Raw genomic sequence first — 23,334 nt, 5'->3', positions numbered from 1 at the left:
CCGACGGGGCCGCGCCTGATCATGAGGGTCCGCCCTTCGGCGGACCGCCTATTTCGGCGTGCCCTGCACCGCTTCCGTCACCACCGCGCGCGTCAGCGACGGCGCCAGCATCTCCAGGAAGGTATAGACATAGTCACGCAGGAACACGCCGGCCTTCACGCCCACGCGGGTGGTATGCGTGCCGAACAGATGCCCCACCGGCAGGCCGACCAGATTGGAGTCGCGGCGCGGGTCATAGGCCACGCCGGCGATGATGCCGATGCCCAGGCCCACATCGACGTAGGTCTTGATCACGTCCGCGTCAATGGCTTCGAGCACGATGTCGGGGTGGATGCCCTGGTTGGCGAAGATCTCGTCGATCGTGCTGCGGCCCGTGAAGGCGCGGTCATAGGTGACGATGGGGTACTCGGCCAGTTGCGCCAGCGACAGGCGCTTGGCGGCGCTGGAGGTCAGCTCGGTCAGCGGATGGTCGGGACGCACCACCACCGTGTGCTCCCAGGCGTACACCGGCAGCGTGGCCAGGCCCGGCGTCAGCGCCAGCGATTCGGTGGCCAATGCCAGATCGGCCTGCTCGTGCAGCACCATCTCGGCCAGCTGCGCCGGGCTGCCCTCGGCCAGCGACAGGTGCACCTTGGGGAATTGCTTGCGGAAGGCCGGAATCACGCGCGGCAGCAGATAACGCGCCTGGGTGTGGGTGCAGGCGATCACCAGCCCGCCTTCGTCGCGACGCGCGAACTCGTCGCTCACCTTCTTCAGGTTGTCGACTTCGCGCATGATGCGGTCAATCACCTGCGACACCGCCAAGCCGGGCTTGGTCAGCCCCTTGATGCGCTTGCCGTGCCGTTCGAAGATCTTGATGCCGAGTTCGTCCTCGAACTCGATGATGGCTTTCGATACCCCAGGCTGCGAGGTGTAGAGCATCCGGGCGGCTTCGGTCAGGTTGAAGTCGCGACGGATGGTTTCACGCACAAAACGAAATTGCTGCAGGTTCATGAATTGGCCCCTGATAGACGGGCCAATTATAAGTAATAAGATAAGCTTTTTATATTACTTATCAGTATAAGCTTAGGCACAACACGTCCCCGCTTATCCTTCGTCAAACCCTGCGCGCCCCCTTCATCCCCCCAAGCGGGACCACGCGGAGCCGGCTTTGCCGGTCCGCAGTGGTGCCCCCTTGAGGGGGAAGCGCGTAGCGCTTCGGGGGTGGGCCTTCCCCTCCGGTCCGCAGTGGCGCCCCTGGGGGGGAAGCGCGCAGCGCTTCGGGGGGACAGTCCTCAGCGCATGCTGATCGTCGTATTGACGCTCTTGGTGTGCGCCGACCAGCGGGCCGTGACGGTCTTGGTCTGCGTCCAGAACTGCACCGCCTGCTTGCCGTTGGGACCCAGGTCGCCCAGCTTCGACGCGCGCGAGCCGGTGAAGCTGAACCAGGCCACCGGCACGGGGATCGGCACGTTGATGCCCACCTGGCCGACATCGATGTTGTTCTGGAAGTAGCGCGCCGCGCCGCCGTCCTGGGTGAACAGCGCCACGCCGTTGCCGTTGGGGTTGCGGTTGATGAACTCGACCGCGTCCTCCAGCGTTTCCACACCGACCACGCACAGCACCGGGCCGAAGATCTCCTCGGTGTAGATGGTCATGTTTTCCTTCACGCCATCAAAGATCGTCGGGCCGACGAAGTTGCCTTGCTCGAAGCCCGCGACCTTGACGTTGCGGCCGTCCAGCAGCAGCTTGGCGCCTTCGTCCACGCCCTTCTGGATCAGGCTCTCGACGCGCTTCCTGGCGTTGGGCGAGACCAGCGGACCCAGGTCGGCCTGGCGGTCGGTGCCGGAATTGACCTTGAGCTTCTTGGCGCGCTCGACGAAGTCGGGCAGCCAGTTGCGCGCGTCACCCACCAGCACGGCCACGGACGAGGCCATGCAGCGCTGACCGGCGGCGCCGAAGGCAGCGCCCAGCAGCTGGTTCAGCGCCACGTCCGGATCGGCGTCGGGCAGGACCACGCAGTGGTTCTTGGCGCCCATCATCGACTGGCAACGCTTGCCAGCGGCAGAGGCGCGGTTGTAGATCTCGGTGCCGACGCGCGTCGAGCCGATGAAGGACACCGCCTTGATGTCGGGATGCTCGCACAGGCCGTTGGCGATATCCGGACCGCCATGGACCACGTTCAGAACGCCCGGCGGCAGGCCGGCTTCCAGCGCCAGCTCCGCCAGGAACAGCGACGAGGTCGGATCCTGTTCGGACGGCTTGAGCACGAAGGTGTTGCCGCAGGCCACGGCGATGGGAAACATGAAGCAGGGCAGCATCACCGGGAAGTTGAACGCGGTGATGCCGGCGCACACGCCCAGCGGCTGGATCAGCGTGTAGACGTCGATGCCGGTGGCGGCGTTCTCAGCGTATTCGCCCAGCTGCAGGTTGGCGATCGAGCAGGCGTGCTCGACCACTTCCAGGCCGCGGCCGACTTCGCCCTCGGCGTCCGGCAGCGTCTTGCCGTGCTCGCGCGTGATCATCTCGGCCAGCTTGGCGGTATTGGCGCGCAGCAGGTCCTGGAACTTCAGCATGACGCGCATGCGCGCGCCCTGCCCGGCGTTGCGCCAGGTCTTGAACGCTTCCTTGGAATTGGCCACCGCCAGGTCCAGTTCCTCGCGCGTGGCGAAGGGCACCTTGGCGACGACTTCCTGCGTGGCAGGATTGATCACGTCCCGCCATTCAGTGGTCTTGGACTGCACGAGCTTACCGCCGATCATTAGCGGAACGTGGGGGACTTCACTCATTTGATGCTCCTCGGACTGCTTGTCGTTGCGGATAGGATCCGCGTTCATGAATCATTGCGCCGGACGCGGGCCGCCAGGCCCGCGCCCGGCGCGCTGTTTACTTCTGGACCAGCGGGCAGGCCGAATCGGCCAGCGGCTGGAAGGCCTCGGCGGCCGGAATGGTCGCCACCAGCTTGGAATAATCCCAGCCGCCCTTGGATTCGGACGGCTTCTTCACTTCGTACAGGTACATATCGTGGATCACGCGGCCGTCCGGGCGGATCGAGGCGTTGCGCATGATCGGATCCTTGATGGGCAGCTCGCGCATCTTGTCGGCCACCACCTTGCCGTCGGTGCTGCCGCTGGCGGCCACCGCACGCAGGTAGTGCAGCACGCTGGAATACACGCCTGCCTGGGTCATGGTCGGCTTCAGGCCGCGGAAGGCCTTCTCGAAGCGTCCCGACCACTGACGCGTGGCGTCGTCATAGTCCCAGTAGAAGCCGTCCACGTAGGACAGGCCCTGGGCGGTGTCCAGCCCCAGCGCGCGCAGGTCGGACAGGAAGATCAGCAGCGACACCAGCCGCTGCCCGCCCGCCACGATGCCGAACTCGCCCGCCTGCTTGACCGCATTGACCGTGTCCTGACCGCCGTTGGCCAGTGCCACCACCTGCGCCTTGGAGCTCTGCGCCTGCAACAGATAGGACGCGAAGTCCGGCGCGTTCAGCGGATGGCGCACGCTGCCCGCGACCGTGCCGCCCAGGGCCTGCACGGCCTTGGCGGTGTCGGCTTCCAGCGAGTGGCCGAACGCGTAGTCCACGGTGACGAAGAACCAGGACTTGCCGCCCGCCTTCACCGTGGCCTTGGCGCCGCCGGCCGACTGCGAATAGGTGTCGAACATCCAGTGAAAGCCCAGCGGCGAGCATTCCTTGTTGGTCAGCGCCGTGGTGGCCGGACCCGAGAACATCACCACCTTGTTCTTCTCGCGGGCGATGCCCTGCACCGCCAGGGCGACGGCGGAGTTGGTCAGGTCGGCGATGGCGGTGACGCCGTCGCGGTCGAACCATTCACGCGCGCGGGCGGCGCCCACGTCGGCCTTGTTCTGGTTGTCGGCCGACACCAGCTCGATCTTCATGCCCTTGCATTCCGCGGCCAGGCAGTCGTCGATAGCCAATTGCGCCGCCGCCACCGAACCCGGTCCGCCCATGCCGGCATAGGTGCCCGACATGTCGGTCAAGATACCGATCTTCACTGGCGGCTTGTCCGCGGCCAGCGCCTGTGCCGTCAGAACGGCGCCCAGACACAGTCCTGCGGCCAGCCCGCGTGCATGCGATTTCATGGATTTGTCTCCTGAGTTGTTATGCGTTGTGCGCCGTCTGTGCGGCCTGCGGCCCGGGCGGCATCAACCCCCAGGGCCTGCCGACCCAGTGTAGATGTGTGAAAATCAACAAGCAACACTAGAAATGCACATTACTTGTGCATCAATGCACATCGATACCGGGCATGAAAACCAGGGTTTCCATGCCCGCCGGGAGCGCGGCGACATGCTGGATTGGGACAGTCTCAGGTACTTTCTGGAAGTGGCGCGCACCCAGCGCGCCAGCGCCGCCGCGCGCAAGCTGGGCGTGGAGCACACCACAGTGTCGCGCCGCATCCGCGCGCTGGAGGCGGAGCTGGACACGCTGCTGTTCGAGAAATCACGCGGCGCCGGCTTCGTGCTGACCGAGGACGGCCAGCGCCTGTTCGTGCATGCCGAGCAAATGGAAAGCGCGGTGCACAGCGCCCGCGAAAACCTGTCCGGCATCGGCCAGGCGCTGTCGGGACACCTGCGCATCGGCGCGACCGAGGGCTTCGGCAGCTATGTGCTGACGCCGCTGGCGGCGGACTTCCAGCGCCGCTATCCGCACATCACGCTGGATATCCTGCCGGTGCCGCGCTTCGTCAGCCTGTCCAAGCGCGAAGCCGACCTGGCCATCACCATCGAGCGGCCGCAGCGCGGTCCCTATGTCTGCAGCAAGCTGTGCGACTACACGTTGCGGCTGTACGGCACGCCCGGCTATCTGGCGCGCCATCCGCCCATCCGCTCACAGGCAGACCTGGCGGACCACACCTTCATCGGCTATGTGGACGAACTGCTGTTCAGCGAACGGCTGCGCTACCTGGAAGACCTGCTGCCGGCCAGCAAGGTGGTCCTGCGCAGCACCAGCGTAGTCGCCCAGTACCACGCGGCGCTGCAGGGCCAGTCCCTGGCCATCCTGCCCTGCTTCATCGCCGCCCAGGATCCCCGGCTCAGGCCGGTGCTGGAACAGGAAGTGGAGATCACGCGTTCGTTCTGGATGTACTGCCACGAGGACCTGCGCAAGCTCAAGCGCGTCAACGTGCTGTGGGAGTTCATCCGCAAATCGGCGCTGCGCAATGCCGGCCTGCTGGCCGGCACGCACAACGCCCTGCGCTACCTGCCCTAGGGCAGGCAGCCGCCGGGGCCTCAGGAAGCCGCGGGGCTGTTGCGCGGCGCCTTCACCCGCAGCCGGCGCATCAGCAGGAAGAACGTCAGCAGCGCCACCAGGCCGTGAATCGCCCAGACGCCCACGCCGAAGCTGAGCTTGCCGTTGGCAATCCAGGCCCGCGACAGGTTCATGAGGTTCATGTAGAGCAGGCCCACCAGGCCGGCGATCAGGATGTCGCCCGAACGCCCCAGGCGCGGATTGACCGCCCCCAGCGGAATGGCCAGCAGCGCCAGGTTCAGGGCCGCCAGCGGCAGCGACACGCGCCACATGACCTGCGACCAGCTGCTGTCGGTATTGTCGGCCATGAGCTGCCCGGTGGTGCGCGCCTTGGCGGAACGCTCGGCCGCCGCGCGCGCCTCGGCCATCGGATCGCCGCCGGCCTTGCTTTCCAGGCGCAGCCCGTACTTCTCGAAATTGACCAGCCGGATCTCCGGCGTGCCCGGTTTGAGGTCATAGCGGTGGCCGGCGCCCAGCACCAGGAAGCGGTCGCCGTTGGGCAGGGTCTCGCTGTGGGCGCTGCTGGCGCTCAGCACGCTGAGCCATTCCGGGCCGGTTTCGCGCGCGAACACGTTGCCGAGCTCGTCGGTGGGCTGGGCGGGGTCTTCGGCGAAGAACACGCGGTCGCCGCCGGCCGATTCGGCGAACTGGCCGGCCGTGACCTTGGACAAATCGGAACGCTGTTCGAAGCGCTGGTGGTATTCGCCGATCTGGCGATAGGCCCAGGGCGCGGCGAACAGGGTCAGGCCGGCCACGGCGATGGCCACGGGAATGGCCACGCGCAGCACGGGCTTGAACCAGTCGGCCAGCGACAGGCCGCTGGCGAACCACACGACCATCTCGGATTCGCGATAGTTGCGCGTCACCGTGGTGAGCACGGCGATGAAGACCGAGACCGCCAGGATGGTGGGCAGCGCCGTGATGGTGGACAGCGCCGCCAGCACCAGCACCACGTCCGCCCCGATGTTGCCCCCGGCCGCCTCGCCGAGCAAGCGCACCAGGAGCACGCTGAGCCACACGACGAGCAACGTGGAAAAGACAACGCCAGCGTGACTGGTGATCTCGCTGACGACAGAGCGTTTGAATAGAGACATGGGAGAATATGCGGGATAATCGACCGCATCATACACAGACGTACACGGGAAACCCTCATGGAATTTAGCACACAGACCACCGCTTCCCTGCACCAGATCAAAACCGCCGCGCTGGCCGTCGGCGTCTTCGCGGACGGCGTGCTGAGCCCGGCTGCCGACCTGATCGACCGCGCCGCGAACGGCGCCGTGCGGGCGGTGGCCAAGACCGAATTCCGCGGCCGCGCCGGCGCCACGCTGACGCTGCGCAACCTGCCCGGCGTCACGGCGCAGCGCGTGGTGCTGGTGGGCCTGGGCAAGCAGGATGAATACTCGGCCCGCGCCCATGCCGCCGCCGAGCAGGCCTTCGCCCAGGCCTGCGTGGCCGCCCAGCTGGCCGAAGGCGTGTCGACCCTGATGGCCAATCCGGTCGCCGGCGTGCCCGTCATCGCTCGCGCCCGCAGCGCCGCCATCGCCGCCGGCGCCGCCACCTATCACTACGACGCCAGCTTCGGCAAGCCCGACCGCGACGCTCGTCCCAAGCTCAAGAAGATCGTCCAGGTCGTCGAACGTGCGGATGCCGCCCAGGCCCAGAAGGGCCTGCGCGAAGGCGCCGCCATCGCCAACGGCATGTCGCTGACGCGCGACCTGGGCAACCTGCCCGGCAATATCTGCACGCCCACCTACCTGGGTGAAACCGCCAAGCGCCTGGCCCGCGAATTCAAGTCGCTGAAGGTCGAGGTGCTGGACAAGAAGCAGGTCGAGGCCCTGGGCATGGGCTCGTTCCTGTCCGTGGCCCGCGGCTCCGACGAACCGCTGCGCTTCATCGTGCTGCGCCACGCCGGCAAGCCGGCCAAGAAGGGCGCCAAGGCCGGCGACGGCCCGATCGTGCTGGTCGGCAAGGGCATCACGTTCGACGCCGGCGGCATCTCGCTCAAGCCGGCCGCCACCATGGACGAAATGAAGTACGACATGGGCGGCGCCGCCAGCGTGCTGGGCTCGTTCCGCGCCCTGGCCGAACTGGAACTGCCGCTGGACGTGGTCGGCCTGATCCCGGCCTGCGAGAACCTGCCCAGCGGCAAGGCCAACAAGCCCGGCGACGTGGTCACCAGCATGTCGGGCCAGACCATCGAGATCCTCAACACCGACGCCGAAGGCCGCCTGGTGCTGTGCGACGCGCTGACCTACGCCGAGCGCTTCAAGCCCTCGACCGTCATCGACATCGCCACCCTCACCGGGGCCTGCGTGGTGGCGCTGGGCCACGTCAACACGGGCCTGTTCTCCAAGGACGACGGGCTGGCCGAAGCCCTGGCCGCTGCCGGCCGCCAGGCCCTGGACACCGCATGGCGCCTGCCGATGGACGACGCCTATCAGGACCAGCTCAAGTCCAACTTCGCCGACATCGCCAACATCGGCGGCCCCCCGGCCGGCGCGGTCACGGCGGCGTGCTTCCTGTCGCGCTTCACCAAGGCCTACCGCTGGGCCCACCTGGACATCGCCGGCACCGCCTGGAAGGGCGGCAAGGACAAGGGTTCCACCGGCCGTCCCGTGCCGCTGCTGATGCAGTTCCTGCTGGACCAGGCTTGAGCGGCCAGGAACGGGCATGACGCGCATCGATTTCGCCTTCGGCGCGCCGGACCGCCTGCGCACGGCCTGCCAGGTGGCGCGCAAGCGCTACCTGGCGGGCCAGCGCCTGGTGGTGTATTGCCGCGACGGCTCCCGGCTGGCGTCCTTCGACCGCATGCTCTGGGCCTTCGACGATATCTCCTTCGTGCCTCATGTATTGGCCAATGACCCGCTGGCCGCCGATACGCCCGTGGTGCTGACCGCGTCCGATCCGCTCAAGGCGTCGGAAAAACTGGTCCAGGCGGGCCAGCCGCAACCCTGGCTGCTCAACCTGGACGACGAGTGCCCGCCCGGCTTCGAGGGCTTCGAACGCCTGCTGGAAATCGTCTCCGACGAGCCCGACGACAAGCAGGCCGCGCGCCAGCGCTGGCGCGTCTACCAGAACGCGGGCCACGCCCCGCACAGCCACGACCTCAGCCGCCAGCCCGACGCCTGAGCCACCGCTCGCGGCGGCCCAGGCATTTTCGCCATCGGGAGTCTCCATGCCCCCTCATTCCTACGACCCCGGCATCCCTACCCTCACCCAGCGGGTCGGGCCGCCGCATGACGACGCGCCGGCGTCCGTGGAGCCGCCACGGCCGCCCGCCGCGCCTGTCGGCGACGACGACGCCTTTCCCGTGCTGACCGAGATCGCCCCGGACCCTGCGCCGCCCGCGCCTGTCTCGGTGTCGCCTGTCTCGGTGGCGCCTGTCCCGGTGGCGCTTGTCTCGGTGCCGTCTGTCTCGGTGCCGTCTGTCTACGTGGCGCCAGCCCCTGCGACGCCTGTCGCCGCCGCGCCGGCTGCCTCGGCTGCCCAGCCTGCCGCGCCCTGGACGATGCCTGCATCCGCCCCCTTCCAGGCCGTCGACGACGATGCGCCCGCCGTGGCGTCCGCCGAGGCCTCGGTGCTGGCCGCCCGGCTGCAGGCTGAAGTCGAGCAACTGATGCGTGCCGCCCTGGCCGATGCGGTGGCGCATCTGCAGGCCCGCATGGACGCCGAGCTGCCCGCGATCGTCGACCGGGTGCTGCGCGACGTCCGCCGGGGCTGATGCCGCTTCGGCGTTCCACGCCTGACTGGATTCTTAAGGGAACTGTAAGGTATCCTTTGCATCTAAGCATTCGAGGCAATCCCTTTTTGCCGCACACAGGAGTTTTTCCATGAACGAATATCGTCCGTCCCCTTTTAACCGTTCTGGCGAGCTCGCCGGCGCGCCGGGCGAAGTCGTCCGCAACAAGGTCCTGCGCAATACGTACTGGCTCTTGGCCCTGTCGCTGATCCCGACCGTGCTGGGCGCGGCCGTCGGCCTCTATACCGGCATCAACCGCGTCATGGGCGCCAGCCCCGGCCTGTCGGCCATCGTCTTCCTGGTGGGCGCCTTCGGCATGATGTTCGCCATCGAGAAGAACAAGAACAACTCGCTCGGCGTGGTCCTGCTGCTGGCCTTCACGTTCTTCATGGGCGTCATGCTGTCGCGCCTGCTGGGCTTCGTGATGGGCATGAGCAACGGCTCGCAGCTGGTCATGATGGCCTTCGGCGGCACCGCGATCGTGTTCGGCACCATGGCCACGCTGGCCACGACCATCAAGCGCGATCTGTCGGGCATGCAGAAGTTCCTGTTCATGGGCGCCGTGGTCATCCTGGTCGCCGCGCTGGCCAACATCTTCCTGCAGCTGCCCGCGCTGATGCTGACCATCTCCGTGATGGCCATCGTGATCTTCTCGGCCTTCATGCTGGTGGACCTGCAGCGCGTGGTCAACGGCGGCGAAACCAACTACGTTTCCGCCACGCTGGCCATCTACCTGGACGTGTACAACGTCTTCTCGAACCTGCTGATGCTGCTGGGCATCTTCGGCGGCAACCGCGAATAACGGCTGCGCCTGATCCCAACCAAGGCCTGCATTGCGATGCAGGCCTTTTTTTCGTCCGCGCGCGGGCTGAGCCTGGCCTCGCGCCCGCGCCGGTATTCGAAAAAAGAGAACAACAATATCAAAACCCCGAACATCTCCGGCAGGCTCGCGCTCCACAATGACGCCACCAACAAAACATCAAGGGGAATCGTCATGAAACGCGCAGCCGGCCTTGCCGCCCTGCTTCTTTGCCTGGCCGCCCAGTCCACGGCGGCCGGGTATCCCGAGCGCGCGATCACGCTGATCGTGCCCGCCGCCGCCGGCGGCAATGCCGACATCACCGCCCGCCTGGTCGGCCAGGAAATGAGCAAGCTGCTGGGCCAGCCCGTGGTGGTCGAGAACCGCGTCGGCGCCGGCGGCCGCATCGGCACCCAGGCCTTGGTGCGCGCCCCCGCCGACGGCTACACCATCGGCTATGCCCACGTCGGCACGCTGGTCCTGCATCGCTACCTGTTCAAGCAACAGCTCTACGATCTGGACCGCGACCTGGCGCCCATCGGCCTGGTCACCGAGACGCCCAACGTCATCGTGGTCAACGCCGCATCGCCCTACCGCGACCTGAAGAGCTTCATCGACGCCAGCCGCGCCCAACCCGACAAGCTGACCATGACCTCGGCGGACCCCGGCACCACCAGCGAAGTCGGAGTCAAGCTGTTCGTCGCGCAAACGGGCGCGGCAGTGCGCCAGATTCCGTACAAGGCCACGGCGGCGCAGCTGTCGGACCTGCTGGGCGGACACGTCGATTCGATGATGGAGAACCTGCCGCCCCTGATCGGCAACCTGAAGGACGGACGCCTGCGCGCGCTGGCCGTCACCACCCGGCAGCGTGCGGCCTCAAATCCCGACGTGCCTACCGTGGCCGAACAGGGCTACCCGGACTACGAGCAATCCGCCTGGAGCGCGCTGGTGGCGCCGGCCGGCACGCCGCCCGCCGTGCTGGCCCGGCTCAACGACGCGCTCAACCAGGCCCTGCACGCCGACGGCGTGGTCCGCGAATTGCGCAGCCGCTCGCAGGAACCGCTGGGCGGCGCGCCGCAGGACGTGCAAGCCCAGATCAAGAAGGAACTGCCCCGATGGGAAAACATCATCAAGGCCGCCGGCACCACGCTCGACTGACCATGCGCCGCCCGATGACAACAGGAGTCCCCGCATGACCACCGTGACCCGCGAAGACTTCTCGTGCGCGGCCGCGACCAATGAATCCGCCTATCGCCGCGTCACGGTGCCGGTGCTGCGCATCGACGCCGGCCCCGGCCCCGCCGTCGCGCTGATGGCCGGCGTGCATGGCGACGAGTGGGAAGGCCAGGCCGCGATCCTGGAACTCTGGCATCAGTTGCCCGGGATCCTGAACCGCGGCACGGTCTATCTGCTGCCCGCCGCCAACGCCGAAGCCTCGCTGGCTGGTCGCCGCCTGTCGCCCAACGACGGCGGCAATCTCAATCGAGCCTTCCTCGGCCACCCAGCGCGCGGCTACACCGAAAGCGTGGCGGCCGCCCTGGAGGCGAAGCTGCTGCCGCGCGTACAGGCGCTGGTGGACGTGCACAGCGGCGGAGCATCGCTGCGCTACCTGCCGTCCTCGGTGATCACGCGTTATGGCCAGGACGCGCTCGATCCGCGCCTGCCGGCGCTGGCGCGCGCCTTCGGCCTGCCTCATTGCATCTTCTTTCGCGGCACGGAAGCCGGTTCCATGCCGGCCGCCGCCAGCCGTCACGGCGTGCTGAGACTGAGCGCGGAAATCGGCGGCGGCGCCGAGACCGGCCAGGCGCTGGTCGATCGCTGCCGCGAAGGCATGCTCGGCTGCCTGAACGAGCTGGGCCTGCTGGACCGTGAACTCGCGCGCCCTGATCCGCCGGCCCTGTACGACCTTGACGCCCCCGCCGCGACCTTGCGTGCGCACGGGCCCGGCGTCTTCATTCCTGGCGTCGAGCTTGGCCAGCGCATCTCCGCGCGGCAGCGCGTGGGCCGGCTGATCGAACCCGCACGCCCCGACATGCCGGCGCACACCCTGCTCAGCCCGCAAGCGGGCACGGTGCTGTGCCTGCGCGCCATCGCCCGCAGCGATGACGGCGACTGCCTGTTACAGGCGGCGCCGGCGTTGCCCCTGGACTCCCTTTCCTCGCTGTACTGACCCATGCTGATGAATCCCGCTTTATCCGGCCTGCGCTGCATCCGCTGCGCGACGCTGTTTCCCCCGGGCGACTATCCCGAAGGCTGCCCGTCCTGCCTCGAAGCCGGTCATCCGGCCTCGCTGGAATGCGTCTACACGCCTTCGACATCGAGTGTGATGCCGTTGCCGGTGCTGCAGCCGATCACGCTGGGCGAAGGCGGCACGCCCTGCCTGGAGTCGTCCGTCCTGGCCCAGGCGGAAGGCGTGGGCAGGCTGTGGCTCAAATGCGAGAGCGCCAATCCCACCGGCAGCCACAAGGACCGCATGGCGGCCCAGCTCGTGTCGCGCGCCAGGCTGGCCGGCGCCACCCGCGTGGCGGCCGCGTCCAGCGGCAACGCAGGCGTTTCCCTGGCCGCCTACTGCGCCGCCGCCGGCCTGCAGGCCGAGATCGCCATCACCCGCAACTGCCCGACGCTGCAGCGCGAGGCCATGCAGCGTTCCGGCGCCCATCTCACCGCGTTCGACGACAGCCTGGCCCGCTGGCCGCACGTGGCCCAGCTATGCCGCGAACAAGGCGCCTTCGCCGGCACCAACTACCTGAACCCGCCCACGGGCACCCATGCCTATGGCGTGGAAGGCTACAAGCCGATTGCGCGGGAGATCTTCGACCATTGCGGCCTGCCCACCGATGTCATCGTGCCCACCGCGCGCGGCGATCTGCTGTGGGGTGTGCTGCTGGGTTGGCAGGAGCTGCACAGGCAGGGACTGATTCCGCGACTGCCGCGCATGCACGCGGTGGAGCCCTATGCACGCCTGTCGCGCGCCCTGCAGACCGGGGACGCGCGCGGGCTGTGGGAAGCGGGCACGGACCAATACTCCATCGCCGGCGGCACCACCACGCTGCAATCGCTGCAGGCGCTGGCACGTTCAGGCGGACTGCCCGTGGATGTGTCCGATGCTGCCGCGGCCCAGGCGCAGCAGCGGCTGGAACGGATGGGGCTGGCCACGGAGCTGTCCTCGGCGGCGGCGCTGGCGGCCGTCACGCGGCTGCGACGCTCGGGCATGCTCGACGCCGAGTCGTCGGTCGTGCTGATCCTGACCTCGGACGGCCGGCGCGGCTGAGTCCGGCGGGCCCGCGCGCGATGGCGTGCACACGTATTCGCGATGGCTCGCCCGCGCACCGCCGGGCCCGCATCGCCAGGCGCTAGACGCCGTAGCGCTCCGTCAAGGGCGCCAGCGCGGCGCGCAGGCAGGTCGCCCAGAACTTGCCGGCCTCCGACAGCGGCCGGCTTCCGTGCAGAATCATGTGGCATTCGAAATGCACCGGCGCGGCCAGCGGCCGGAAGGCCAGCCCAGCGGCTTCCATGCCCACGGCCGTGGCCGGATTGGCGATGCCCACGCCGTGGCCGGCCAACGCCAGCTGGCAGACCGTGCTGGAGTACGGCGTCTCGATGCTGATGCGCAGCGCCTGCCCGGACTGCCGCAACAAGGCATCCAGCCGCTTGCGTGACGCGTCCTCCGCGTTCAACGCGATCACATCGGCGTCGGCCAGCTGCGCGAATGCCACCTGTTCCAGCCGGGTCAGCGTATGGTCCTTGGGAAACACCACCACCGCCTGGAGACTGGCCAGGCGATGGCCGCGCAGGCCCTCCAGCTCCGACTCGTCGGCCACGGCGGCCAGATCCAGTTCGCCCGACACGACCATGTCGCGCAAGGTATTGGAATCGCGGATCTGCAGGTATAGCGGCGTATCGGGATAGCGGACGCGGAAGCGCGCGATGGTGTCGCTGACAATGGCGCCGCTGTAGGCATGGATGCAGCCGACGCGCAGGCGCGGCTGGGCCGAGCCGCGTATCGCGCGGATCTTGCGGCCCAGGCTCTCCAGGCCGACGTTCAGGCGCCGGATCTCTTCATACAGCAGCGTGGCTTCGGGCGTGCGGTGCATGCGCTGGCGCACGCGCTCGAACAGGCGCATCTCGATGCTGGCTTCCAGGGCGGCCAGCGTGGCGCTGACGGTGGCGGGCGACAGGTCCAGCCGCCGGGCCGCGGCGGTCACGCTTTCGGTTTCGTAGACCGTGCGGAAGGTCTCCACCTGCTTGAGCGTGAACCCCATGGCGCCGCCGGCTTCAGATGCGCTGCAGGTCGAGCAGCACGCGGCGCGTGGACAGCGGCCGCCCCGCCAGGATCTCGGCCAGACGCTCGCGCAGGTCGCGCCGCAAGCCTGGCTCGATGGCAGGGTCGTCGAAATCGGGCGGATCCTCGTCCACGCCGTAGCCGGTCTCGCGCAGCAGGGTCCATTCAAAGCGGCGCAGCGCGCCCGCCGCGCGGGTGCCGCCGGACAGCTGCTGCAACGCCATGTCGTAGGCGTCGTACAGCAGCGGATGCGCGTCTTCGCGCGGCAGCAGGCGCAGCAGCAGCTCGTTCATGTACCAGGCGGACATGAGGGCGGTGCCGCCCAGCGGGCGTATGCCCATGATTTCCGCGCGGGTCAGCGTCTTGACCTCGCCATTGCCGGTCCAGGACAGCAGCAGGGGCTGGAAGGCCGACAGCACGGGGCGCAGCACCGAATACGGGCGCTTGGCGCCCTTGGCGACCATGGCCACACAGCCATGATCGCGCGAGAAGGTTTGAACGATGAGGGAAGTCTCACGCCACGCCGTGGCGTGCAGCATGAATCCTGGGCGGTCCTGGACGCGAGGCGCCCGTTTACTCATAACCCAGATCGCGCAGCGCGCCTTCGCGATCGGACCAGCCCTTGCGCACCTTGATATAGACCTCGAGGTGGACCGTCTTGTCGAGCAGCTTGGCGATATCCTGGCGCGCCTCGGTGGCGATGCGCTTCATGTGCATGCCGCCGGCGCCCAGCAGGATGGGCTTGTGGCTGTCGCGCTCGACCACGACACAAGCGGCAATGCGCGCGCCCTTGTCGTTCTCTTCCCATTGCTCGATGACCACGGTACAGCCGTAGGGCAGTTCATCGCCCACCAGACGGAAGATCTTCTCGCGCACCAGCTCGGCGGCGATGAAGCGCATGGGACGGTCGGTCAGCGTGTCCTCTTCGAACATCGGTTCGCCTTCGGGCAGGCGCGCGGCGATTTCCTGCAGCAGCTGATCCAGTTGCTGGTTCTTGGTCGCGCTGACCGGCACCACGGCGCCGAACGGATGCAGCGCCATGATCTTGCTGACGAAGGCGAACAGGTCGTCGCGGTTCTTCAGCGCGTCGATCTTGCTGACGACCAGAATCGTGCGCTCGGGCGCAGGCAGCAGCGGCAGCAGCTTGGCATCGCCTTCCGACCACTTGCCGGCCTCGACCACATGCACCACGACGTCCACGTCGGCCAGCGCCTGCGTCACGACCCGGTTCATCATGCGGTTCATGGCGCCGCCATGGCGGGTCTGGAACCCGGGCGTGTCCACGAACACGAACTGCTCGTGCTCGCGGGTCAGCACGCCATGTATGCGATGGCGCGTGGTCTGCGCCTTGCGCGACACGATGGAGATCTTGGAGCCGATGAGGGCATTGGTCAGCGTGGACTTGCCCACATTGGGGCGGCCGACGATGGCGACGAAACCGGTGCGGAAAGGGGTATTGCTCATTTAGTCTCTTGAGCCACTGCCACGGGCAGCGACAATTGCGCGGTCTTGCGCGCCTTGCCCGACTTGCGGGCGGCTTTCGTGGCCGGGCTGACGGCCTGCGCGGCCTCCAGCGCCAGCTTGGCCGCCGATTGCTCGGCGGCGCGGCGGCTGGCGCCAGGCGCCGTCACCTTGATTTCCAGCGCCGGAATGGCGCATTCGACCTCGAACTGCTGGCTGTGGGCCGCGCCGTGGGTGGCCACCACCGTGTACAACGGCAGCGCCATCTTGCGGCCCTGCAGGAATTCCTGCAGCAGGGTCTTGGCGTCCTTGCCCAGGGTCTTGGGATCGACGCTGGCCAGCACCGGCTGGTACTGGCGCGCGATCACGCGCCGCGCGGCGTCGAAGCCGGCGTCGAGGAACACGGCGCCGAACAGCGCTTCTACCGTATCGGCCAGGATGGACGGCCGGCGGAAACCGCCGCTCTTCAATTCACCCTCGCCCAGGCGCAGATACTGCGACAGCTCCAGTTTCTGCGCGATATCGGCCAGCGACGCCTGCTTGACCAGATTGGCCCGCAGGCGCGACAGGTCGCCCTCGTCGATCTTGGCGAAGCGCTCGAACAGCATGGCGGCCACGACGAAATTCAGCACGGAATCCCCAAGGAATTCCAACCGCTCGTTATGGCGCGCGCCGTGGCTGCGATGCGTCAGCGCCTGTTCGAGCAAAGCCGGATCGCTGAAATGGTGATCCAGGCGGTTTTCTAGCGTGGCTAGCGACATAATCAGTTGAATCGGCCGATGCGGCTCAGATCGCTGAAATTCATCCAGATGAAGAACGCCTTGCCGACGATGTTGGCTTCTGGAACGAAGCCCCAATACCGGCTGTCAGCGCTGTTGTCCCGATTATCGCCCATGGCGAAATACTGCCCCTCGGGTACTTTGCAGCGTACTCCATTGCGGCTGTATTGGCAGTTCCCGAGGTTGGGAAACGGATACTGCGGCCCGAGTTCCTGCATTTTTCCTTCATCGAGCAGGATCTTGTGCTCAACGTCGCCCAATTTCTCTTTGTATTGTGCGATATAAGAGACACGGTCAGGCTCGAAATAGTCGCCGTCCCGGGCATGCATCACCAATTCGCCATTGATGTACAGCTTCTTGTCCAGGTAAGCGATCTCGTCGCCCGGCAGGCCGACCACGCGCTTGATGTAGTCCACGTCCGGATCCACCGGATAACGGAACACGAACACGTCGCCGCGCTGCGGCTTGCCAATATCGACGACCTTCTTGTCGAGGACGGGCAGGCGCAGGCCATAGCTGAATTTGTTCACCAGGATGAGGTCGCCGGATTGCAGCGTGGGCAGCATCGAACCCGACGGAATGCGGAACGGCTCGACCACGAACGAGCGCAGCATGAACACGAACAGGATCACGGGAAAGAAGCTGACCGCGTACTCGATCCACCACGGCATGCGCCGCGCCTCGTCGCCGGCTTCACGCCGCAGGCGCTCGGCTTCCTGCGAGTCGCCGATAACGGCCGCGTCATATTGGGCCATGGCGGCCTGGGCGCGATTTTCGCGCCCCCGGCGCAGCACGGCCAGGTCGAGCACCCAAATTGCGCCGGTCAGGACCAGCAGCACGAACAGGATCAGGGCAAAGTTCCAACTCATCAGCTAACCGCCTTATTCGGGTTCTATTTGTCTTCCACCTGCAGGATGGCCAGGAAGGCCTCTTGCGGAATCTCGACGCTGCCGACCTGCTTCATGCGCTTCTTGCCGGCCTTCTGCTTTTCGAGCAGCTTCTTCTTGCGGGAGATGTCGCCGCCATAGCACTTGGCCAGAACGTTCTTGCGCAGCGCCTTGACGTTCTCTCGCGCAATGATCTCGGCGCCGATGGCGGCCTGGATCACCACGTCGAACATCTGGCGCGGAATCAGTCCGCGCATGCGCGTGACCACATCGCGGGCGCGATGGCGGGCGTTGCTGCGGTGGACGATCACGGCCAGCGCGTCGACGCGGTCGTTGTTGATCAGCAGGTCCACGCGCACCACGTCGGCCGAGCGGTATTCCAGGAACTCGTAGTCCATCGAGGCGTAGCCACGCGACACCGACTTGAGCTTGTCGAAGAAGTCCAGCACGATCTCGGCCAGCGGAATCTCGTACACCAGGTGCACCTGCCGGCCGTGATAGCTCATGTTGACCTGCACGCCGCGCTTGTTGTTGCACAGCGTCATGACCGGACCGACGTAGTCCTGCGGCATGAACAGCGTGACCTTCACGATCGGCTCGCGGATGTCGGCGATCTTGCCGACTTCCGGCATGCGCGACGGGCTTTCGACCGTGATGATCGAACCATCGCGCTGCTCGACTTCGTACACCACCGACGGCGCGGTGGTGATGATGTCCATGTCGAATTCGCGCTCCAGGCGCTCCTGCACGATTTCCATGTGCAGCAGGCCCAGGAAACCGCAGCGGAAGCCAAAGCCCAGCGCCTGCGACACTTCCGGCTCGAACATCAGCGCGGCATCGTTCAGCTTGAGCTTTTCCAGCGAATCGCGCAGCTGATCGTATTCCGAGCTTTCGACCGGGTACAGGCCGGCGAACACCTGCGGCTTGACTTCCTTGAAGCCCGGCAGCGGCGCGGCCGCCGGCTTGTTGGCCAGCGTGACCGTGTCGCCGACCTTGGCGTCTTCGAGCTGCTTGATGCCGGCGATGATGAAGCCCACCTCGCCCGCCGACAGGTGCGGACGCTGCTGCGACTTCGGCGTGAACACGCCAGTCTGCTCGCACAGGTGGGTGGCGCCGGAGGCCATCAGCAGGATCTTGTCCTTGGGCTTGAGCATGCCGTTGACGATGCGCACCAGCATCACCACGCCCACGTAGTTGTCGAACCACGAGTCGATGATCAGCGCCTGCAGCGGCGCCTCGGGATCCCCCTTGGGCGCCGGCACGCGGGCCACGATGGATTCCAGGATCTCGTCGATGCCCATGCCGGTCTTGGCGCTGGCCAGCACCGCTTGCGAGGCGTCGATGCCGATCACGTCCTCGACTTCCTGGCGTGCGCCTTCGGGATCGGCCTGCGGCAGGTCCATCTTGTTCAGCACCGGCATCACTTCCACGCCCAGCTCGATGGCGGTGTAGCAGTTGGCCACGGTCTGCGCCTCGACCCCTTGGGAGGCATCCACCACCAGCAGCGCGCCCTCGCAGGCGGACAGCGAACGGCTGACTTCGTACGAGAAGTCGACGTGTCCCGGAGTGTCGATGAGGTTCAGGTTGTAGACCTTGCCGTCCTGCGCCTTGTAATGCAGGGCGGCCGTCTGGGCCTTGATGGTGATGCCGCGTTCGCGTTCGATTTCCATGGAATCGAGCACCTGCGCGGACATTTCGCGATCCGCCAATCCGCCGCAGCGTTGGATCAGGCGATCGGCCAGGGTCGATTTGCCGTGATCGATGTGGGCGATGATGGAGAAGTTGCGAATATGCTGCATGCTTGAGTTTAAAAGGGACGGAACACTCGACACAGAACGCTCAGCGCCTGGCCGGAAGACACCGCCGCCGGAATACGCACGGCTGACGAGATGCGCCCTGGGGCGGCTGGCCCTGGGCAAAAACGAGGGGGCGCCATGCGCCCCCTCTTGCGGCAACCAGGCATTTTAGCCGGTCTTGGACCTTATTTGGACGCGGGTACCGCCACCCACTGCGTCTGCTCGCCACGACGGACCAGCAGGCCCACCGCGCGCGCCTTGTCCAGCTTGGCGACCAGCTCGCCGAACTGCTTGGCGCCGGTGACGTCGGTGTCGTTCAGAGCCAACACGATGTCGCCTTCCTGCAGTCCTGCCTTGGCCGCGGCGCCTTCGGCGATCTTGACCTGCACGCCGCCCTTGATGCGCAGCTTGCGTTGCACCTCGGCCGGCACGTCGACCACGCCCAGACCCAGCGCGTTGGTCACGTCCGGGGGAGGCGCCGCGCCCTTCTTGGCGCCGCCGCCCTTCTCGGCCGGGATTTCACCGACCTTGACCGGCAGCGTGATCGTCTTGCCCTTGCGCCAGACTTCCAGGTCGGCGCTCGTGCCCGGCTTGGTTTCGCCGACGATGCGCGGCAGATCGGACCAGCGCTTGATGGTTTCGCCGTTGAACTTCAGGATCACGTCGCCCGGCTGCACGCCGGCCTTGTCGGCCGGACCGTCCGCCTCGACGCTGCTGACCAGGGCGCCTTCGGCCTTGGGCAGGCCGATGGCCTCGGCCACATCCTTGCCAACCTCGCCGATCTGCACGCCGACGCGGCCACGGGTCACCTTGCCGGTGGCGCGCAGCTGGTCGACCACGCGCATGGCCTCGTCGATGGGGATCGCCAGCGAAATGCCCATGAAGCCGCCGCTGCGCGAGATGATCTGCGAGTTGATGCCGACCGCTTCGCCATCGAGATTGATCAGCGGACCGCCGGAGTTGCCCGGGTTGACCGCGACGTCCGTCTGGATGAACGGCAGGTATTCGCCGGTATCGCGGCCAATAGCGCTGACGATGCCGGACGTGACGGTGGAATCCAGGCCGAACGGCGAACCGATGGCCAACACCCACTGCCCTTTCTTGAGCTTCTTGGGATCGCCGATGACCAGCGGCGTCATGCCCTTGGCCTCGACCTTGATCAGGGCGACGTCGGTGCGTTCGTCCGTGCCGATGACCTTGGCCTTGAATTCGCGGCCGTCGGTCAGCGTGACGTAGATGTCAGTTGCGTCGACGACCACGTGGTTATTGGTGAGGATGTAGCCGTCTTCGGAGATGAAGAAGCCCGATCCCACGCCGCGCGGCACGGTGCGCTCTTCAGGCTGCGAAGGCTGCGGACGCTGCCGTGGCGTGGGCGACTGCTGGCCCGGCGGCTGGAAATCCGGCCCGAAGAACCAGCGGAACAACTCATAGGGATCGTTGCCGCCGCCCATCCCGGGACCGCGCACCGGCACGGTGGCGGTGGTGCGGATGTTGACGACGGCGGGGTCGGCTTTCTCGACGATGGTCGTGAAATCCGGCAGGGCCACCGTCGGCGTCTGCGCCAAGGAGGCCGGCGCATAGGCGGTGGACATCAACAAGCCCGCAACCATGGCCGCCAGCAGGCGCCGGAATTGCAGGTTCGACCCCAACGTTGTTTTCATAGATTGCTCCGAAATTACTGCTTGCCCGCGGCCGGGGCGGCGGCGGGCACGTACTCCGTGCCCTGGGCCAATTGTTCGAGCGTGGTCAGCGGCACCTCACCCACGGCCGTCAACCAGAAATCGGCGATGCGCGTGCCGTAGACCGTGATCGAGCCGCGCTGCGCCGCGCCATGAGGCGGCGTATGGCCGCGCAGGCTGTCGTAGGGCTCGATGAAGACAGAGATCGCCGCCAGGCCGTCCGACAGCACCACCTGGCTGACGGTGCCCGAGCGCCCCATCGAGCGCGCCACCTGCATTATCACGGTGAAACCCTCGGGCGCGGGAATGCGCCAGCCCTGGGCAGCCAGGTCGACCTGCTTCATGGACGGTTCCAGCACCTTCCAGTCGCGGGTATTCCAGCGCGAAGCCAGCGATTGTGGATCGACCTCGGATCCCAGGCGCAAGGACGTGAAGGACACCTGTTCGACCACGCCTCGCGCGGCATTCAGCGTCTGCGCCTTCAGCAGCAGGTTGGTTTCGACGTCGGCACAGAGGCGATAGCCGTAGCGCAGCTTGTCCACGGGCTCGATGGTGATCAGCCGGCATTCACGCCCCGCCACCCGATGCAGCGCGGATTCGGCGCGCATCCGGTAGTGCTTGGACAGGTTAGCGGGATCGCCCAGCAACAGACCCGGGAAACGGTCACCGCGGCGGCGCTCGATCAGCACCGTCTTGCGCTCGGGGATCAGGCACTGCACATCTTCGTTGTGGCGCAGATATTCGCGCGGCTGGCCGTCCAGGATTTCCAGGCGCTCACGCTCGCCGGTGCCGTCCAGCACATGAACCAGCCGGGAAGACTGGATGGTCTCGCCCTGCTGGTACATGAAAACGCCCGCGTAGTCCTGCTTGCGGGCCGCCTGCTGGATGCGCGACAGCAGCTGCACCACATCTTCAGGCGCGGCGGCAGGCGCGGCATCGGCGGCGCGGGCGGGTTCGTGGGCGGCGAGGAATGCGGCAAACAGCGTGGCGGCGAACCAGGCCGCCCGATGGGCCGGCCAGGTAGCGGCGCGGCCCAGGGCTGGCCAGCGTGTCGGAAGCACTAAGGCCATCAGCGGCCCGCCCCTGTATCGAAGGACACCTGGCGCACGGCGCTGGGGCCGGCCATCTGCCGATGAGCCTCGAGGTAATCACGCAGGCTCGCGTCTTCGGTGCTGGCACCTGCGCTGGCGTCGGCCAGCACGCGGGTCTCGGTGCCCGTCGAGCCGCCGGACAGATAGGGCTGGGCCACCCAGGCCACGGTGGCGACGGCGGCGGCCACGGCCAGGCCGGACAGTCCCATGCGCAAGGGCGAACGGCGCCGAGGCGCCGCGACGATGGGCAATTCGGCGTCCAGCGCGCGCGCCAGGCGGGCCTGGAAGGCGGCGCTGGGCGTCAGGGCCAGATCGGAATTGCGCAGGGCATCGCCGATCAGATGATAGGTATCCCAGGTCTGCTGCCCTTCCCGGGTCAACAGGCCAGCGAGGACATCGTCGGATTCTTCTCCGTCCATCCAGGCGGAAACCGACTCTTCCCAGGAAGACTCGGCGATCACGACGGACTTGGCTGCCGTTTGCATGACTGCGACTCCTTACCAGCGACGCTCGGCATCGGTGCCTAGCAATGGGCGCAACTTTGCGGCGATGGCTTCACGCGCGCGGAAAATACGCGAGCGCACCGTGCCGATCGGGCAGTCCATGCTCTGGGCGATGTCTTCGTAACTCATACCTTCGATTTCACGCAGGACGATTGCGGTGCGCAATTCCTCGGGCAATTCCTCGATAGCCGCGTTGACCGTTTGAGCGATCTCGCGACTGGCAACCATCGACTCCGGCGTGCTTATGTCGGTTAGGTTCTCGGTTTCGTTAAAAGTTTCACCGTCTTCCGTTTCTATCGCATTGGGCGCACTGGGACGGCGTCCCTGGGACGCCAGCCAGTTTCTCGCCGTATTGATGGCGATGCGATACAACCAGGTGTAAAAGGCGCTGTCGCCTCGAAACTGGGGCAAGGCGCGGTAGGCCTTGATGAAGGCCTCCTGCGCCACATCCTCGATTTCCGACGGATCGCGGATCATCCGCGCCAGCAGGCGCAGGATCTTGCGCTGGTACTTCAGGACCAGCAGATCGAAGGCTTTCTTGTCGCCGCGCTGGACGCGGGCGACGAGTTCAGCGTCGACTTCGCGTTCGCTCATTCGGCCTCCCGCGGCGCGGCAGGCGCGGCTGCGCGCGGTTCGACCTGCGCCAGCAGGCACAGGCGACGCCAGGCATCAGGCCGCAGGGCCCGCCGCCAGACGGTAAAGGTGTAGTTGCTGCGAGTAAAGGCCATACTCCCGGTGGGCAAGGGCTGCAAGGTGAGCGTAAGCCACGCCGGCCCCCTGCTGCAACGCAGCAGGCCGGCGTCGCGCCAACCCGACGGCAGCCGCAATTGCCAGCGGCCGCCCTCAGGGGAGGCTCGCAGCGCGGATACCGGGGACAGGCCGCCACGCAGCGAGTGTAACAGCCCCGCCACGACCACCAGCGCCGCGAGCGCGGCGCCGGCGGCTGGCTGGTCCAGCCAGGCCGCCGACAGCAGCACGGATGCCGCCGCCACGGCGACGGCCAGGCCGGCGAGCGCGGACGCGACACGAGGCCGCGTCACCACGGCAAGCAAGGCCCGGCGCCCGCG

Annotated in this window: 23 protein-coding genes; 8 read left to right on the top strand and 15 right to left on the bottom strand. The window is 67.0% G+C overall.

The window, feature by feature from the left end:
* Positions 1–48: 48 nt before the first annotated feature.
* From AC6LJ9_RS21050 to AC6LJ9_RS21040, 3 genes are all read right to left on the bottom strand, one after another.
* Complete coding sequence (locus AC6LJ9_RS21050) at positions 49–993, bottom strand: CysB family HTH-type transcriptional regulator (RefSeq protein ID WP_103273159.1); 945 nt, start codon at positions 991–993, stop codon at positions 49–51.
* A 281-nt stretch (positions 994–1,274) separates the two neighbouring features.
* The gene (locus tag AC6LJ9_RS21045; RefSeq protein WP_103276359.1) at positions 1,275–2,768 is read right to left on the bottom strand and encodes a CoA-acylating methylmalonate-semialdehyde dehydrogenase; all 1,494 of its coding nucleotides are present in this window, start codon (positions 2,766–2,768) and stop codon (positions 1,275–1,277) included.
* A 97-nt stretch (positions 2,769–2,865) separates the two neighbouring features.
* Positions 2,866–4,083, bottom strand: coding sequence for an ABC transporter substrate-binding protein (locus tag AC6LJ9_RS21040; protein WP_212315248.1), 1,218 nt, complete (start codon positions 4,081–4,083; stop codon positions 2,866–2,868).
* A 205-nt stretch (positions 4,084–4,288) separates the two neighbouring features.
* Between AC6LJ9_RS21040 and AC6LJ9_RS21035 the strand changes: the two genes are divergently transcribed.
* Positions 4,289–5,209 (top strand): LysR family transcriptional regulator, encoded by a 921-nt coding sequence (locus AC6LJ9_RS21035; RefSeq protein WP_212315327.1) that lies wholly within the window; start codon positions 4,289–4,291, stop codon positions 5,207–5,209.
* 20 nt (positions 5,210–5,229) lie between these two features.
* Here AC6LJ9_RS21035 and lptF read toward each other — a convergent pair whose 3' ends face one another.
* Positions 5,230–6,342, bottom strand: a complete 1,113-nt coding sequence (gene lptF / locus AC6LJ9_RS21030; RefSeq protein ID WP_212315253.1) for an LPS export ABC transporter permease LptF — start codon at positions 6,340–6,342, stop codon at positions 5,230–5,232.
* A 57-nt stretch (positions 6,343–6,399) separates the two neighbouring features.
* Here lptF and AC6LJ9_RS21025 point away from each other — a divergent pair, with 57 nt between their 5' ends.
* The 7 genes from AC6LJ9_RS21025 (at position 6,400) to AC6LJ9_RS20995 (ending at position 13,060) form a co-directional block, all read left to right on the top strand.
* Positions 6,400–7,905 carry a leucyl aminopeptidase gene (locus tag AC6LJ9_RS21025; RefSeq protein WP_498149081.1) on the top strand — a complete coding sequence of 502 codons (1,506 nt, stop codon included), beginning with the start codon at positions 6,400–6,402 and terminating at the stop codon, positions 7,903–7,905.
* Between the two features lie 16 nt (positions 7,906–7,921).
* Positions 7,922–8,380 (top strand): DNA polymerase III subunit chi, encoded by a 459-nt coding sequence (locus tag AC6LJ9_RS21020; RefSeq protein ID WP_103273154.1) that lies wholly within the window; start codon positions 7,922–7,924, stop codon positions 8,378–8,380.
* A gap of 46 nt (positions 8,381–8,426) precedes the next feature.
* On the top strand, positions 8,427–8,972 hold the full coding sequence (locus AC6LJ9_RS21015; protein ID WP_498149080.1) for a hypothetical protein: 546 nt from the start codon (positions 8,427–8,429) through the stop codon (positions 8,970–8,972).
* 109 nt (positions 8,973–9,081) lie between these two features.
* Positions 9,082–9,792 (top strand): Bax inhibitor-1/YccA family protein, encoded by a 711-nt coding sequence (locus tag AC6LJ9_RS21010; protein ID WP_498149079.1) that lies wholly within the window; start codon positions 9,082–9,084, stop codon positions 9,790–9,792.
* Between the two features lie 192 nt (positions 9,793–9,984).
* Entirely contained in the window at positions 9,985–10,947 is a 963-nt protein-coding gene (locus tag AC6LJ9_RS21005) for a Bug family tripartite tricarboxylate transporter substrate binding protein (protein WP_498149078.1), read from the top strand.
* Between the two features lie 34 nt (positions 10,948–10,981).
* Positions 10,982–11,959, top strand: coding sequence for a M14 family metallopeptidase (locus AC6LJ9_RS21000; protein ID WP_498149077.1), 978 nt, complete (start codon positions 10,982–10,984; stop codon positions 11,957–11,959).
* Between the two features lie 3 nt (positions 11,960–11,962).
* On the top strand, positions 11,963–13,060 hold the full coding sequence (locus AC6LJ9_RS20995) for a pyridoxal-phosphate dependent enzyme (protein WP_498149076.1): 1,098 nt from the start codon (positions 11,963–11,965) through the stop codon (positions 13,058–13,060).
* Positions 13,061–13,142: 82 nt separating this feature from the next.
* Here AC6LJ9_RS20995 and AC6LJ9_RS20990 read toward each other — a convergent pair whose 3' ends face one another.
* The 11 genes from AC6LJ9_RS20990 to AC6LJ9_RS20940 all read right to left on the bottom strand — a co-directional run bounded on the left by AC6LJ9_RS20990 (position 13,143) and on the right by AC6LJ9_RS20940 (position 23,307).
* Entirely contained in the window at positions 13,143–14,051 is a 909-nt protein-coding gene (locus AC6LJ9_RS20990; RefSeq protein WP_498149075.1) for a LysR family transcriptional regulator, read from the bottom strand.
* 13 nt (positions 14,052–14,064) lie between these two features.
* Entirely contained in the window at positions 14,065–14,652 is a 588-nt protein-coding gene (gene recO / locus AC6LJ9_RS20985; protein ID WP_212315279.1) for a DNA repair protein RecO, read from the bottom strand.
* Complete coding sequence (gene era, locus AC6LJ9_RS20980) at positions 14,645–15,535, bottom strand: GTPase Era (protein ID WP_103273146.1); 891 nt, start codon at positions 15,533–15,535, stop codon at positions 14,645–14,647. The genes recO and era overlap by 8 nt, the downstream gene beginning before the upstream one ends.
* Positions 15,532–16,293 carry a ribonuclease III gene (gene rnc, locus AC6LJ9_RS20975; RefSeq protein ID WP_212315281.1) on the bottom strand — a complete coding sequence of 254 codons (762 nt, stop codon included), beginning with the start codon at positions 16,291–16,293 and terminating at the stop codon, positions 15,532–15,534. The genes era and rnc overlap by 4 nt, the downstream gene beginning before the upstream one ends.
* Before the next feature lie 2 nt (positions 16,294–16,295).
* Positions 16,296–17,180, bottom strand: a complete 885-nt coding sequence (lepB, locus tag AC6LJ9_RS20970; RefSeq protein ID WP_498149074.1) for a signal peptidase I — start codon at positions 17,178–17,180, stop codon at positions 16,296–16,298.
* Positions 17,181–17,203: 23 nt separating this feature from the next.
* Positions 17,204–18,997 (bottom strand): translation elongation factor 4, encoded by a 1,794-nt coding sequence (gene lepA / locus AC6LJ9_RS20965; protein WP_498149073.1) that lies wholly within the window; start codon positions 18,995–18,997, stop codon positions 17,204–17,206.
* 182 nt (positions 18,998–19,179) lie between these two features.
* The gene (locus AC6LJ9_RS20960; protein ID WP_498141668.1) at positions 19,180–20,604 is read right to left on the bottom strand and encodes a DegQ family serine endoprotease; all 1,425 of its coding nucleotides are present in this window, start codon (positions 20,602–20,604) and stop codon (positions 19,180–19,182) included.
* A 65-nt stretch (positions 20,605–20,669) separates the two neighbouring features.
* On the bottom strand, positions 20,670–21,743 hold the full coding sequence (locus AC6LJ9_RS20955; RefSeq protein WP_498149072.1) for a MucB/RseB C-terminal domain-containing protein: 1,074 nt from the start codon (positions 21,741–21,743) through the stop codon (positions 20,670–20,672).
* The gene (locus AC6LJ9_RS20950; RefSeq protein ID WP_212315303.1) at positions 21,743–22,249 is read right to left on the bottom strand and encodes a sigma-E factor negative regulatory protein; all 507 of its coding nucleotides are present in this window, start codon (positions 22,247–22,249) and stop codon (positions 21,743–21,745) included. The genes AC6LJ9_RS20955 and AC6LJ9_RS20950 overlap by 1 nt, the downstream gene beginning before the upstream one ends.
* A gap of 12 nt (positions 22,250–22,261) precedes the next feature.
* Entirely contained in the window at positions 22,262–22,861 is a 600-nt protein-coding gene (gene rpoE / locus AC6LJ9_RS20945) for an RNA polymerase sigma factor RpoE (RefSeq protein ID WP_212315305.1), read from the bottom strand.
* Positions 22,858–23,307, bottom strand: a complete 450-nt coding sequence (locus AC6LJ9_RS20940) for a hypothetical protein (protein ID WP_498149071.1) — start codon at positions 23,305–23,307, stop codon at positions 22,858–22,860. Before AC6LJ9_RS20940 ends, rpoE begins: the two co-directional genes overlap by 4 nt.
* Between the last annotated feature and the right edge of the window lie 27 nt (positions 23,308–23,334).

It is taken from the genome of Achromobacter sp. 1011811831, from assembly GCF_059760905.1.
Note: the sequence above shows the minus strand (reverse complement) of the source record. Positions and strands in the feature narration are given on the sequence as shown.

Coding starts and splice junctions, on each gene's coding strand:
- AC6LJ9_RS21050 (WP_103273159.1), bottom strand. CDS start 993: ATGAACCTGCAGCAATTTCGTTTTGTGCGTGAAACCATCCGTCGCGAC.
- AC6LJ9_RS21045 (WP_103276359.1), bottom strand. CDS start 2,768: ATGAGTGAAGTCCCCCACGTTCCGCTAATGATCGGCGGTAAGCTCGTG.
- AC6LJ9_RS21040 (WP_212315248.1), bottom strand. CDS start 4,083: ATGAAATCGCATGCACGCGGGCTGGCCGCAGGACTGTGTCTGGGCGCC.
- AC6LJ9_RS21035 (WP_212315327.1), top strand. CDS start 4,289: ATGCTGGATTGGGACAGTCTCAGGTACTTTCTGGAAGTGGCGCGCACC.
- lptF (WP_212315253.1), bottom strand. CDS start 6,342: ATGTCTCTATTCAAACGCTCTGTCGTCAGCGAGATCACCAGTCACGCT.
- AC6LJ9_RS21025 (WP_498149081.1), top strand. CDS start 6,400: ATGGAATTTAGCACACAGACCACCGCTTCCCTGCACCAGATCAAAACC.
- AC6LJ9_RS21020 (WP_103273154.1), top strand. CDS start 7,922: ATGACGCGCATCGATTTCGCCTTCGGCGCGCCGGACCGCCTGCGCACG.
- AC6LJ9_RS21015 (WP_498149080.1), top strand. CDS start 8,427: ATGCCCCCTCATTCCTACGACCCCGGCATCCCTACCCTCACCCAGCGG.
- AC6LJ9_RS21010 (WP_498149079.1), top strand. CDS start 9,082: ATGAACGAATATCGTCCGTCCCCTTTTAACCGTTCTGGCGAGCTCGCC.
- AC6LJ9_RS21005 (WP_498149078.1), top strand. CDS start 9,985: ATGAAACGCGCAGCCGGCCTTGCCGCCCTGCTTCTTTGCCTGGCCGCC.
- AC6LJ9_RS21000 (WP_498149077.1), top strand. CDS start 10,982: ATGACCACCGTGACCCGCGAAGACTTCTCGTGCGCGGCCGCGACCAAT.
- AC6LJ9_RS20995 (WP_498149076.1), top strand. CDS start 11,963: ATGCTGATGAATCCCGCTTTATCCGGCCTGCGCTGCATCCGCTGCGCG.
- AC6LJ9_RS20990 (WP_498149075.1), bottom strand. CDS start 14,051: ATGGGGTTCACGCTCAAGCAGGTGGAGACCTTCCGCACGGTCTACGAA.
- recO (WP_212315279.1), bottom strand. CDS start 14,652: ATGAGTAAACGGGCGCCTCGCGTCCAGGACCGCCCAGGATTCATGCTG.
- era (WP_103273146.1), bottom strand. CDS start 15,535: ATGAGCAATACCCCTTTCCGCACCGGTTTCGTCGCCATCGTCGGCCGC.
- rnc (WP_212315281.1), bottom strand. CDS start 16,293: ATGTCGCTAGCCACGCTAGAAAACCGCCTGGATCACCATTTCAGCGAT.
- lepB (WP_498149074.1), bottom strand. CDS start 17,180: ATGAGTTGGAACTTTGCCCTGATCCTGTTCGTGCTGCTGGTCCTGACC.
- lepA (WP_498149073.1), bottom strand. CDS start 18,997: ATGCAGCATATTCGCAACTTCTCCATCATCGCCCACATCGATCACGGC.
- AC6LJ9_RS20960 (WP_498141668.1), bottom strand. CDS start 20,604: ATGGTTGCGGGCTTGTTGATGTCCACCGCCTATGCGCCGGCCTCCTTG.
- AC6LJ9_RS20955 (WP_498149072.1), bottom strand. CDS start 21,743: ATGGCCTTAGTGCTTCCGACACGCTGGCCAGCCCTGGGCCGCGCCGCT.
- AC6LJ9_RS20950 (WP_212315303.1), bottom strand. CDS start 22,249: ATGCAAACGGCAGCCAAGTCCGTCGTGATCGCCGAGTCTTCCTGGGAA.
- rpoE (WP_212315305.1), bottom strand. CDS start 22,861: ATGAGCGAACGCGAAGTCGACGCTGAACTCGTCGCCCGCGTCCAGCGC.